The 12,720-nt window shown below is 51.4% G+C and carries 11 protein-coding genes and 1 riboswitch; of the genes, 10 read left to right on the forward strand and 1 reads right to left on the reverse strand.

The genetic code is table 11. From position 1 onward, the window contains the following. Window positions 1–44: 44 nt before the first annotated feature. Window positions 45–1,436 carry an MATE family efflux transporter gene (locus tag LBJ36_04175; GenBank protein ID MDR1378228.1) on the reverse strand — a complete coding sequence of 464 codons (1,392 nt, stop codon included), beginning with the start codon at window positions 1,434–1,436 and terminating at the stop codon, window positions 45–47. A 506-nt stretch (window positions 1,437–1,942) separates the two neighbouring features. Here LBJ36_04175 and LBJ36_04180 point away from each other — a divergent pair. The 10 genes from LBJ36_04180 (at window position 1,943) to thiE (ending at window position 12,697) form a co-directional block, all read left to right on the forward strand. Next, a complete protein-coding gene (locus tag LBJ36_04180) occupies window positions 1,943–2,476 on the forward strand; it encodes a hypothetical protein (GenBank protein ID MDR1378229.1) in 534 nt (177 codons plus the stop codon). A gap of 277 nt (window positions 2,477–2,753) precedes the next feature. Beyond that, window positions 2,754–3,011: a YhdT family protein gene (locus LBJ36_04185; protein MDR1378230.1), complete on the forward strand. Its 258-nt coding sequence runs from the start codon at window positions 2,754–2,756 to the stop codon at window positions 3,009–3,011. A 5-nt stretch (window positions 3,012–3,016) separates the two neighbouring features. Next, window positions 3,017–4,531 carry a sodium/pantothenate symporter gene (gene panF / locus LBJ36_04190; protein MDR1378231.1) on the forward strand — a complete coding sequence of 505 codons (1,515 nt, stop codon included), beginning with the start codon at window positions 3,017–3,019 and terminating at the stop codon, window positions 4,529–4,531. A gap of 210 nt (window positions 4,532–4,741) precedes the next feature. Then, the gene (locus tag LBJ36_04195; protein ID MDR1378232.1) at window positions 4,742–5,881 is read left to right on the forward strand and encodes an ankyrin repeat domain-containing protein; all 1,140 of its coding nucleotides are present in this window, start codon (window positions 4,742–4,744) and stop codon (window positions 5,879–5,881) included. A gap of 225 nt (window positions 5,882–6,106) precedes the next feature. Further along, window positions 6,107–8,686 (forward strand): DNA gyrase subunit A, encoded by a 2,580-nt coding sequence (gene gyrA, locus LBJ36_04200; GenBank protein ID MDR1378233.1) that lies wholly within the window; start codon window positions 6,107–6,109, stop codon window positions 8,684–8,686. Continuing rightward, on the forward strand, window positions 8,683–9,309 hold the full coding sequence (locus LBJ36_04205) for a phosphatidylserine decarboxylase family protein (GenBank protein MDR1378234.1): 627 nt from the start codon (window positions 8,683–8,685) through the stop codon (window positions 9,307–9,309). The genes gyrA and LBJ36_04205 overlap by 4 nt, the downstream gene beginning before the upstream one ends. Further along, complete coding sequence (pssA, locus tag LBJ36_04210) at window positions 9,306–10,049, forward strand: CDP-diacylglycerol--serine O-phosphatidyltransferase (GenBank protein ID MDR1378235.1); 744 nt, start codon at window positions 9,306–9,308, stop codon at window positions 10,047–10,049. The genes LBJ36_04205 and pssA overlap by 4 nt, the downstream gene beginning before the upstream one ends. Window positions 10,050–10,069: 20 nt before the next feature. Continuing rightward, window positions 10,070–10,195: riboswitch (TPP riboswitch) on the forward strand. 71 nt (window positions 10,196–10,266) lie between these two features. After that, window positions 10,267–11,145: a bifunctional hydroxymethylpyrimidine kinase/phosphomethylpyrimidine kinase gene (thiD, locus tag LBJ36_04215; GenBank protein ID MDR1378236.1), complete on the forward strand. Its 879-nt coding sequence runs from the start codon at window positions 10,267–10,269 to the stop codon at window positions 11,143–11,145. Continuing rightward, window positions 11,142–11,972, forward strand: coding sequence for a hydroxyethylthiazole kinase (thiM, locus tag LBJ36_04220; GenBank protein ID MDR1378237.1), 831 nt, complete (start codon window positions 11,142–11,144; stop codon window positions 11,970–11,972). Before thiD ends, thiM begins: the two co-directional genes overlap by 4 nt. 65 nt (window positions 11,973–12,037) lie before the next feature. Next, entirely contained in the window at window positions 12,038–12,697 is a 660-nt protein-coding gene (thiE, locus tag LBJ36_04225; protein ID MDR1378238.1) for a thiamine phosphate synthase, read from the forward strand. The last annotated feature ends 23 nt before the right edge of the window (window positions 12,698–12,720 follow it).

Consider the following 12,720-nt stretch of genomic DNA (forward strand, 5'->3'; position numbering starts at 1 on the left):
TCATCGCGACATCGCGACTGACGGCGACTATTGATTTGCCCATTTTAAATGTTTTCCCTTTCGGCGGGGATGACTTTCTGGGGGATGATTTTCTGAATGTAAATACGTTTTAGAAAGAGCGCCGCGACAATGGAGGCGCTAACTTCTGATAAAATAAACGCCCACCAAACATTATTCGCATCAAAGAGCTTCACGAAGACATAAAGCACTGGTAAAAGGAAAATCGCGACCCGCAGCAAAGTCACGATGAGACTGTAGATACCGTTGCCGAGAGCCTGGTAAATGCCCTGCGCGATGATCGAAAACGCCGCGAAAATATAACCCAGGCTGATAATCCGTAAAGCGGGAACTCCAATGGCCAGCAGCTCGTCGGAAGCATCGAATAGGAAAAGGATTCGCGTGGCCAGCACATGCACCAGAACCATGCCAGCCAGCAGGATAGCGACAGCATAAATCATGCCGAATTTAAATGTATCGTCGACGCGTTTCTTGTTTTTTGCGCCGTAGTTGAACGCGCCTATGGCAATCACCCCGTTATTGAGGCCAAAAGCCGGCATAAATATGAATCCCTGCACTTTGATATAGATGCCAAACGCGGCAACCATTGTGGAAGAGACGCGGATCAGAATAAGATTGACGCCAAGAGCCATCAGAGAGTTAAGCGCCTGCATGACAATGGCCGGGGCACTGATTCGGTAAATTTCTACAATCATTTTTCTGTCGGGCCGAAAGCCTTTGAAGTGAAAATGAACTTCCTCGTTTCTTGTTAGATTGAAATATATCGCAATGACCATTGCTACGATCTGTCCAGCAACGGTAGCGACAGCCGCACCGATAACCTCCATCCTCGGGAAACCACACAAACCGAAAATCAAAATGGGGTCGAAGATGATATTGATGGCCGCGCCCACAAGTTGAGAAACCATCGAAAGCATTGTTTTCCCTGTAGATTGTAGGATGCGCTGTAGGATAACCTGCCCCACCGATCCGAATGAAAAGACCATGCAGATGGTCAGGTAATCTACGCCAAGTCGGGCAATCTCCGCGTCAGAGGTTTGCCATGCGAAATAGCTCTTTGTAAAAAACAGCCCCAAAATCAAAAACAATAAATACGTCATTATGGCGAGGAATATGCCGTTGGATGCCACACTATCGACGCCTTTCCTATTTTTGGCGCCCAAGAGCCGCGACAAAATAGCGCTGACGCCGGCGGCAGTACCGACCGTTATGGCAATGATCAACAGTTGAATTGGAAACGCGAGAGATACCGCCGTCAACGCATTTTCACTAACATGAGCGACAAACAGACTGTCCACAACGTTATAAAATGCCTCCATAACCATAGATAACATTAACGGTAAAGACATTGTGAACAATAGCTTCCCCACCGGAGCCGTCGCCATTTTGTTTTGCTGGAGAGCTTTTTCTGAAACCATAAAAATACCACCCTTCTTGCGATTTTGGACAAAAACAACGAACGGCGTCAGTCAACTGGACTTACGTGACTGACACCGCTCGCTGTGTTATCTATGTTAACACTTTTCTTTCGGAAATATAAGAATATACATTTAAAATGCAAACAACGCCACTATCCTGATAAGTCATTTTCAGTCATTGATTCGCTGTGCATCTGCAATCGGTCTTGTAGTGACAGGTTATAAAATCGCTACAGCATTAGGCGAATATCTGACGATACGTACAGATAAATGTGCTATACTAATTTCACAACGTGTTGTATGAATCACGTAGACCCAGTCGATTTATGGAGTGCGTTGTTTTTCATAGAAACATCTGAAACAGAGGATGCGTTGAGATTGCGCAAGATCAGGCGCTGCTTGAAAACAGTATGTAACTCTTCCATAAATTCGGCGTTTGCGAAAAATTCATCACTATAAAACTCCTACGAAGCTCGAGATCGAAGATAGAAAGGAATGGGAACGCGATGACGTACAGGGTAAATGACGCCGTTTTGTATGGCGCTCAGGGAGTATGTAGAATAGCAGAAATCTCGGAAAAAGATTTATGTGGAAAACCCATTGAGTATTATGTCCTCAAGCCTGTCTATGATAGCAAAGCCACCATATTCATTCCTGTAAACAGCGAGACGGCATCCTCGAACATGCGCCCCATCATGTCCGCCGAGCAAGCGCGCGCTCTGATCAAAACTATGCCAAATGTGGATTCGATCTGGATAGAAGAGGATGTAGCCCGCAGAACTCACTATCAGGAAATACTCCTCGGTTGTGACCGGATGGAACTTATAAAACTCATCAAAACATTGTATCTGCGTCAGCGAAAGCAAAAAGATAGTGGCAAAGAGATGCATCTCGCCGAGAAACACATGTTGAAGGAAGCCGAAAAAATACTTCACGGAGAGTTTGCTTATGTGCTCAATATAAAATATGAACAGGTTCTCTCTTTTATAACTGATCAAATAAAGCTCACTGATCAGATAAAGTTCGAGGACAAAATTTAAGGAAATTACGAAAAGGAAGCGAAGGCCACGTGGATCTCCGCCGCGATGTCCTGCCTAAAAATGTCGGCATAAAAGACCCTCTCCTTCTTTTGATCTTACTTTTGATCTTAAAATAATTACATCGTAATCAGCTCGGATTCGAACAGTTTTTCAACATATATCGCTATATATCGCTCGCTGCGATCTCTGAAGCATGATTAGTTAGGCTATAATCACATTCCAGAGTTCCGCGAACAAAAACAACTAGACAAACAAGGGAGGTTTTGTGGTGGAGAAAATGAGCTATAGGGAAAAGTTCATCCAAATGAACAAAGAAGCAAAGGCCACATGGATCGTCACCGCGATTCTTATCGCGTTCTGGTGGATAGCGGGATTCGGGACAGCGAGCATTGACTATACTCTCTTTTATATGCCCGGCTGGTTTGTGCTAAGTAATTTTGGAATATGGATATTGTCCATCGTTTTAGTATGGGTCTTGACGGTGAAAGTGTTCAAGGATTTCAGCCTCGAAGACGAGGAAACGACAAAGGAGTAAATAAATTGCGGACTTTTCTGGTTTTTGCGCCTATCCTTGTTTTTCTGATCACTATGTTGCTTGTGGGTTTTGTCGTCCGGAAAACGTCCGAAAAAAACAGAGCCGTAAACTTTTCCAAAGACTATTTCATCGGCGGCAGAAGCCTGGGTGGTTTTGTCCTGGCTATGACCTTGGTCGCCACGTACTCCTCGGTATCCAGCTTCGTCGGAGGTCCCGGCGTCGCGTGGCAAAGAGGCTTTGGCTGGGTTTACTTCGCCATGACCCAAGTTTTGGCCGCTTTTCTGGTCATGGGCGTCTTGGGCAAAAAAATGGCCGTGATCGGGCGCAAGGTGGACGCGGTCACGGTTATCGACATTATCCGCGTCCGCTACCAGTCGAATCTTCTAGCCAGTATCGGCGCCGTGCTCATTGTGGTGTTTTTTTGCGCAACAATGGTAGCCCAGTTCATTGGGGGAGCCAACTTGTTCGCTGCCGCCGCGGGTGTCGATTACTCTCTCGGGTTGTTTATTTTCGCTCTGGTGGTTGTTGCCTTCACCACCATTGGAGGGTTTAAAACCGTCGCCATCACCGACACCATCTGTGCTCTCGCCATGCTGCTGGGCATGTTCGTCATCGCCTACGCCATCATGAAACACGGCGGCGGAATGAGCGCCATCATGGCCGTCATCAATCAGCAACCCCATATGCTGGAGCCAACGGCGGGGGGCGCTATTCCCGTGCAGCTCTTCATGACCCAGTGGATGTTGACCGGCGTGTGTACTTTGGGGCTGCCCCAGTCTCTGGTCCGTAACCTGAGCTACAAAAACTCCAGCGCTCTTCACAGGGGAATGATTTACGGCACCGTCATCGTGGGAGCCATGATGTTGGGTATGCACCTGTTGGGGGTGCTGTCTCGGGGCGTCGTCCTCGAACTTCCCGGCGCCACCAGCGATTCCGTAATGCCTCACCTGATCGTCAACTACTTGTCGCCCGTTTGGGCGGGCGTCGCTATTATTGGCCCTTTGGCCGCCACCATATCTACCGTCTCCTCCCTGCTGATCGCCGCCTCCTCTTCCATTATAAAAGACGTGTACCAACACGTACTAGAACGAAAAGGCGGACTGGTAGACCAGAAAAAAGTGGGCAAGTTTTCCATCATAGCCACCGCCCTCATCGGATTGGCGTGCATTGTCGTTGCTATCAGGCCCCCCAGTATTATCGTTTGGGTGAACTTGTTCGCTTTCGGCGGCTTGCAAACATCTTTCTTCTGGGTTTTTCTTCTAGGTTTCTTCTGGCGAAAAGCCAACGTCACGGGCGCGACTTTGGCGATGGTAGGTGGGGTATTGGCCTATTGCTATTTCATGGTAGCTCAGATTCCCCTCCATGGTTTCCACCAAATCGTCGTGGGCATAGGAGTCGGTTTTGCGCTCTTTATCATCGGTAGCTTGGCAGGGAAACCCAACGATGAAAAAGTGCTGAAGCTCTTTTTCCCAGAGCACTACCCAGAGGGCACAAAAATAGAGGTTCCCGCGCAAATTTGAATTAGCATTTGAATTAGCAATGGGTATACTGCGGCGCTTATGGAATATTATGGAATATTCCGGAATATTTCAATGAGTTTTGCGAGATTCAGTTTTTTCTTTGACTTCATATGATTTCATAATCATAATGAATACTATGCAAAATGTATTTGTTATTTATAAGTAGATATTAGTACGTAGATATTAGTACACTGAAAGGATCAGTTTGTGATGCGGAGAATGATAAAAAAATTGTCTGTAGCAAAGATAAAAATCGGTCTGGGCGCAGCGCTGATGGTCTTGGGGCTCAGTCTAGGAGTCGGGAATGGGTTTGCCAGCGTGAGAGGACAACAACCCGAACAAAGGAGTTTTTTTAATTTCGGTGGCGACAATGTGGGTTCAATCTTTTTCACCACGGCGGAACGGGGAACGCCCTTAGAGATGAAGGACCTCTTGCGAAGCGGCATAGATGCGAACGAAAGGGACGCGGAGGGAAACACAGCGCTCATTGTAGCCGCCTCGGAGAACCCCAATCCTGAAATGATCCGCGTCTTAATCGAGGCAAAATTCGACGTGAACGCCAAAAACAAGAATGAGCTGAACCCGATGATGGCGGCCGCGGAGAGAAATCCCAACCCCGCCGTCATTGCCGAGCTGGTGAAGTCGGGGTCTAGCCTGGACGAAAGGGGGACGAGCCAAACGACGCCTCTGCTCTCGGCCATTTTCGTCAATCCCAACTTCGCGGTTGCTTTGGAGCTGATTCGCCTGGGCGCGGATGTCAACCTGGCCAACAAAGACGGAACCACGCCCCTGATGGCCGCGTGTTTTGAAAATTACGGCGTCTCCGTCATCGAAGCTCTTTTGAAAGCCGGAGCGAAGGTGAACGCCAAGAACGCTGCTGGCGGTACACCCTTGGTGTTTGCCGCAGGAATGTCGGATGAGCCCGAGGTGATTGACCTTCTGGTCGCGGCGGGAGCAAATGTCAACGCGTTTAACGACAAAGGCCAGACGGCTCTGCACTACGCGGTCTCATGGAACGGCAGGCCGGAAATCGTCGCGGCTCTCCTCAAAAATGGAGCGAATGTCAACGCCCGCTACGGAATGGGAGACACACCTCTATTAATCGCCACAGGCAAAAAAGAGGGTGATGCTATTGTGAAAGTGCTTTTAGAGGCCGGAGCGGACGTCAACGCCTCGAATGATGAAGGCACGACTCCCTTGATGGCCGCCGCCCGCGCGGGAATTTTGCCGGAGACGGTGAAACTTCTGCGGGACGCGGGGGCAACCCTCGATGCGCGAAACAAAAAAGGGCTGACAGCCCTCGACATCGCAAACACCTCCCAAGGCACGGACGCCTCTTTTTTCGAGTGATCCGTTTCAGTGATCTGTTTCAATGATCTGTTTCAATGATCCGTTTCAAGGTGCGTAATTTCTTAGTTAATCGAAATTCCTCATGTTAAAATAAAAGAGTTTTGCATCCTGATCCGCTACAATTAAGGATGCAGTTTTGTAAGGATGCAGTTTTGTTTTGTTGTTTTTCTTGATTATTAGTCTGTTTTCTCGTTAGCTTGTTTCGTATACTTCGGAGGGTATTGGATGACGGAAGAAGTAAAAGGCGAAAGCCTCTTTAGTAGAATTGTACCTCTGCCGCTGGTGGAAGAAATCAAGCAGAGTTACTTGAGCTATGCCATGAGCGTCATTGTGGGACGCGCGTTACCCGATGCTAGAGACGGGTTGAAACCCGTGCAACGACGTATTCTTTATTCTATGATGGATTTGGGCCTGCGGCATAATTCCGCCTTTAAAAAATCGGCTACCGTGGTGGGTAGCACTATGGGTAAATACCACCCTCACGGGGACAGCGCCATTTACGAAACGATGGTCCGTATGGCGCAACCTTGGAGTTTGCGTTATTGCCTGGTGGAGGGGCAGGGAAATTTCGGCTCCATTGACGGCGACAGCGCCGCAGCCATGCGCTACACGGAGGCTCGTTTTTTTGAACTGGGTGAGCTGATGCTGGCCGATATAGAGGAAGACACGGTCAACTGGGGTCCCAATTTCGACGAATCACTCCAAGAGCCCCTGACGTTGCCCTCCGCCTTTCCCAACCTTTTGGTGAACGGCTGTACCGGAATCGCCGTGGGGATGGCCACTAACATCCCTCCCCACAACCTTCGGGAGGTCGTGGATGCCCTGTGTTACATACTGGACACCCCGGAGGACGAGGTAGAGTTCTCGGAGATTTTGCAGCGCCTGCCAGGCCCGGATTTCCCGACGGGAGGCATTATCTTGGGGCGCGAGGGCATCCGGGACGCCTACCGAACAGGCCGAGGGCGCGTCATCGTCCGAGGCTGTATGCACGTGGAGGAAGGCAAGCGAGGCCGGGTCTCCGTGGTAGTGACGGAGATTCCTTTCATGCTCAACAAGACCACGCTGATCGAGACTATGGTGGCGGCCGCGCAGGAAAAATACGTGGACGGCGTGGCAGACATTCGAGACGAGTCTGACCGAGAGGGCATGAGGATCGTGCTGGACCTGACCCGGGACGGAGACCCGGACTTGGTCATGCGCCAGCTCTACAAGCGCACACAGCTTCAATCTACCTTCGGCGTGATCAATTTGGCCCTGGACAATGGTTATCCCCGGGAGATGCCCATTATCGACATGCTGACGCTCTTTTTGTCCCACCGAAGGGACGTGGTACGTCGGCGCACTCAGTTCCGCCTGAACAAAGCTCTTGCTAGGGAAGATATCTTAGAGGGATTGCTCAAGGCCTTGAATAGAATCGAAAAGGTCATCACTTTGGTGCGCGGCGCCAAGTCCGCGACCGAAGCCAAAGAAGGCCTGATGGAGCGCTTCGGATTTTCGGAGCTTCAGACTCAGGCTATTCTGGAAATGCGCTTACAGCGTTTAACGGACTTGGAGCGGGAAAAACTCCAGGAGGAATTGCGTCAGCTTTTAATCAATATCGAGGAGTATAGACATATTCTGGGCGACTCCAAGGTCCTGGACGGGGTGGTTCGGACCGAGCTGACGGATATCGTCGCTCGTTTCGGCGACGACCGCCGAACGGAGATTCTGGACAGCTACGAGGAAGCTATGGAGGAAGATCTCATCCCCGAGAACGACATCGTCGTTGTTTTGTCGAAAGACGGCTTCTTAAGACGCCAGGACTTGGAGAGCTATGTCCTTCAAGGCCGGGGCGGCAAAGGACGCAAAGGGGCTTTTGTTCACGAAGAGGACGCCATCGCCGCGGTGAGCGTGACCCATACTCACCGGGAAATTTACTTTTTCACCACCAAAGGGCGGGTCTTGATCCTGCGGGGCCATATCGTTCCCGAGACGAAGACGGGCAAAGGCAAGCAGATCTCCAAGCTCCTACCCCTCGAACCTAACGAGCACGTGGTGACTCTTTATGGTGGGGAGCTGGAGGGCGTCAATTACGCCTTTTTCATCACTAGAGGCGGGGTGGCCAAGCGCATCGAGCTTTCCGAACTGGCGGACTCCAACAGACCTAGGCGCGTAATAACCCTCAACGACGGGGACGAAATCGCTCAGGTGCGTTTGACCACGGGCAGGGATGACTTATTGCTGATGACCGCGGAGGCTCAAGCGCTACGCGTGGCCGAGGAGGAGTTTCGAGCCATGGGACGTGACGCGCGAGGAGTGCGGGCCATGCACTTGGCGCCGGGTGACATCATCATCAGTTGCGATGTGGTCAGTGAGGAAAGCCATATTCTGATTTTGAGCGAGCGGGGCATGGGAAAGCGTTCCCGATTCGGGGAGTTCACGCTTCACCACAGAGGAACCTCCGGTGTTCGGGCCATGAACCTGGGGGCGAAGACGGGCAAGTTGGTGGGCTGTTGGGCAGTTCGTGAGCAAGATGAAATTCTGGCTATTACAACCCGGGGCAGGATGATTCGGGTAGCGGTCCAGGAGACACCCCTTTTGAGCCGAACCGCTATGGGCAACATAACGGTTCGCTTGGACGAGGGAGACTTGGTGGCGGACTGTAGCATCGTTCGCCTGGAGGAAATCCCCTCAGAATCTCCAGGATCCCAATCCATCCAATCCATCCAATCCATCAAGGAAAGTCCCCAACAAACCTTTTCGAGCGATAAAAAAAGCGATGAAAAGGCAGAAGAGAGCGTGGCGAAAGGGGAAAGTGATTCTTGAGATTAGCTAAGGAAGGACTACCGACGGTGGTTACTCTCGCTACCGTGGTTTTAGTGTTGTTCGTCTTTTCTCCATGGATCTGGCTCAACGCGGGGGCGGTGGTTTTGTGTGGGTTCGTTTTTTGGTTCTATCGGGACCCCGACCGAACGCTTCCAGAAGGCGAGGGAATTTTTATCGCTCCTGCCGACGGCAAAGTGGTGGAGATCGTTCCGACGACGCATCTTTTTACAGGGCAGGCGACGAAGGTGGGTATCTTCATGAATGTTTTTTCTGTTCACGTCAATCGCGTTCCTTGTCAGGGGTCAGTGGAGTACCTAGAGTACGTTCCGGGAAAGAAGATCGCGGCCTTCGCGCCCAAAGCCTCCGAGATCAACGAACGACATTATGTGGGTTTGAGTACGGTTTATGGCCCTGTGCTTTTGGTGCAAATTGCCGGTTTATTAGCCCGGCGTATCGTCTGCCGCGTCCGGCGGGGAGATGTCCTCTCCGCGGGAGAGCGTTACGGAATGATCAAGTTGGGATCTAAGGTTGACATCTATCTCCCTAAGGGCGTAAAATTGCAAATTAAAGTAGGGGATAAAGTTTATGCGGGAAAATCCCTTTTAGGAGTGATGGCCGAATGAAATTTCTAAGAGTAAGGCGAGGACGGCCGAACAGGAAACCTCTTTCCTTTAAACAAATCGCTCCCAACATGGTGACGAGTGGGAATTTGCTGTGTGGGATGTTCGCTTTGGTGTTGGTTTTCCATGGCCGTTTTCCTCAGGCAGCGTGGCTGGTTTTTTGCGCGGTGATCTTCGACGGTCTGGATGGGAAAGTGGCGCGCAGTCTGGGAGGAGGCTCCCAGTTTGGACTGGAGTATGATAGTTTGGCGGACCTGGTCAGCTTTGGGGTGGCCCCGGCTATCTTGATTTACGTGGCGTCATTGCAGGCGTGGGGAGGCGTTCTCGGCGCGATGGTGGCATGTTTTTTTGCCTTGTGCGTCGCTTTACGCCTGGCGCGTTTCAATGTGGTACACGTCCCAGGACCTTTTCAGGGACTTCCGAGCCCGGCGGGAGGGCTTTTCGTGATCTCCTTTGTACTGGCAAAAGTTCCTCTGAACCCCACGGTGATGGCTCTGGTTTTGACGTTCACGGGGTTGTTAATGGTATCCAGCGTGCCCTACGCCAACCTGAAGAAGCTGACACGGGAGAGCGCGAACAAGAAAAAATGCTTCTTGATTTTAGGTTTAGTTTCTCTTTCTTTTGTTCTGTTGCGGGGGGCCGCGCTTCTGGTTTTATTCTCGGTCTATATCGCGAGCGGGTTGCTGCGGTTTGACTGGGGCGAGTGGTTGCTTCTCCAAGAGGAGGAAACGGTGAAAGAGTAAAAAAACGGAAAAACGATTTTTTACGATAGAAGGGGAGCATAGTGCTGAGAGGAAGGACTTTTTTGAATTTCAGAATTCAGAGAATCTTTCGACCCTAATACCTGATCCGGGCAATGCCGGCGTAGGAAGATGGTTTAGATACGAATGCCGACGTGGCTCCTTTGGGGGCCACGTTTTTTATACGCCAAGATATGTGCCAAAATGGGAGATGAATAGGATGAATAGAATGAATGACATGAAGAAAGTTCTAAGCGTCGCCGGTTCTGACTGTAGCGGAGGAGCTGGAATTCAAGCGGATTTGAAAACATTTTCAGCTCACGGCGTTTTCGGTATGAGCGTCATCGTGTCGGTGGTGGCGGAAAACACCAGCCGCGTTATCGGCATTCAGGACGTGGCGCTGGATATAATCGAGCAACAGATCGACGCCGTTTTCGAGGATATCGAGGTGGACGCCGTGAAGATCGGAATGCTTTCGGGGTCGGCTTGTATGAGGACCGTGGCTAAAAAGCTGATTCAGTATAGACCGAAAAATGTCGTTATTGATCCTGTTATGTACGCCAAAAATGGAAGCCCTTTGATGGATCCTGGCGCGATCAACACGTTGATCGAAACGATCATTCCCCTGGCGGACGTTCTGACGCCTAATATCCCAGAGGCCGAAAAGATCGCTGGCTCCGCCATCGGTAGCTTCGAGGAAATGGAAAAGGCCGCGAGACGAATATGTGGTATGGGCTGCAAAAGCGTCCTCGTAAAAGGAGGGCACGCCGTAGGCGACGCGGCAAAGGAGGCCACGGACATTTTTTTCGATGGCACAAGTTTTCATCGTTTCACAAGCCCTCGCATCACCACAAAAAACACCCATGGCACGGGATGTACTTACTCCTCCGCCATAGCCTCGAACCTGGCCCTGGGGATGGATATGGAATCAGCAGTGGCGAGGGCCAAGGAGTACGTAACCACCGCCATCCGGCACGCTCTCCCCATCGGAAAGGGCAACGGCCCCACCCATCATTTTTACGATCTTTATAGGAACGGATTGCAAGAGATCACCCAAATAAATAAAAAAGTAGACAAAAAGGAGAATTTGGAATTATGAGTTTGATAGGCCGTAAGCTAGAAGAAATAGCTCACGCATGGGCGGCGTTGCAGGAGAAACGGCCTCTGGTGTTTCACGTGACAAATGCCGTCGCGACGGCTTTGCAGGCTAATGTCTGCCTGGCGATAGGAGCCTCTCCCCTAATGTCTCAGTACCCGGAGGAAACGGAAGAACTGGTAGATCTGGCCCAGGGATTTCTGGTCAACTTGGGAACCCCCACGGACGCCGCCTATGCCACGGTCAAGCGCGGTATGGCAAGAGCAGAGACTAAACCCAAGGGGTGTTTTTCGCTGTTGGATCCTGTGGGCTATGGGGCTTCTCGCTTTCGAGTCGAGAGCACGAACGCGCTCTTGAAAGAATACCACTTCTCGATCCTCAAGGGAAACGCTGGGGAGATCTCTCTTTTAGCCGGAGTGGGCGGCGGAACGAAAGGCGTCGATGTTCTCTCGGTGGGAGACCTGAAAAAAGGCGTAGCTGAACTGTCCAGAAAATATGGGTGTGTGACCTGCGCCACAGGGGAAGCGGACTACGTAAGCGATGGGGAAAGCGTCCTACGCGTCTCAGGTGGCAGCGCCGTATTGCCCTATCTTTCGGGCAGTGGATGCGCCGTCGGTACCGTGATTCTGTCCGTAACCGCCGCCTGCGGAGACCCCGTCCTAGGGACTCTATGCGGCCTCGTAGTCATGGGTATCGCCTCGGAGCGCGCGGAGAAAAAATGCGCGGGTAGCGGAACTTTTCTCCCATTGTTGATCGACGAGCTGCATCGTTTGAGCCCCGATGACTTGCTGACCTCCTCCTCCGATAAGCTGCGGTGGAGCGAAGCATGATCGCCATGTGGAATGGAAACCGGAATGGAAACCGGAATGAAAACCGAAATGGAAATCGGGAGGGTTTGAGAAAGGCGTTGGGACTTTACGTCATTCCCGACCGCGTTATCGGCGCGCCCCTTTCTCTGGAGGAACAGACGCGCCTCGCTCTGGAGGGAGGCGCGTCTGCGATCCAACTGCGAGACAAGTCCATGAATGGAAGAGAGCTGTTGGAGACCGCCAGGCGCATGGCAACCCTTTGCGAAGAGTGGGGAGCGCTTTTCATCGTCAACGACCGACTGGACGTGGCGCTGCTCTCCGGCGCGGAGGGAGTGCACCTGGGGCAGAGAGACTTGCCCGTGGCCGAAGCGCGCAAGCTGACGCCCCGTTCTTTCGTGATTGGCGCGTCAATCCACAACGCGGAGGAGGCTGAGAGAGCGGAGGAAGAGGGAGCCGATTACCTAGGCGTGGGAGCGGTATTCGCGACGGGATCGAAGGGCGACGCGATGGTCATGGGGCTTTCAGGTCTTCGGGACTTGATGACGACTCTTAAGCTTTCTCACGAAAATCGGCCGGAGGGAGTTCTGCCCACTGTAGCTATAGGAGGGATTTCCGCGGAGACATTGTCCGACGTAACGCGTGCCGGTGTGGATGGGGTTTCCGTCATCTCCGCCGTTGTCCGGGGAGACGTGAAGAAACAGGCCGCTGCCCTAAAGCAAATATTGATAAAATTACTTAATTTTTAATAAGATATATTACCTACTTGCCC

Source organism: Synergistaceae bacterium (genome assembly GCA_031267575.1).
Taxonomy (GTDB): domain Bacteria; phylum Synergistota; class Synergistia; order Synergistales; family Aminobacteriaceae; genus JAIRYN01.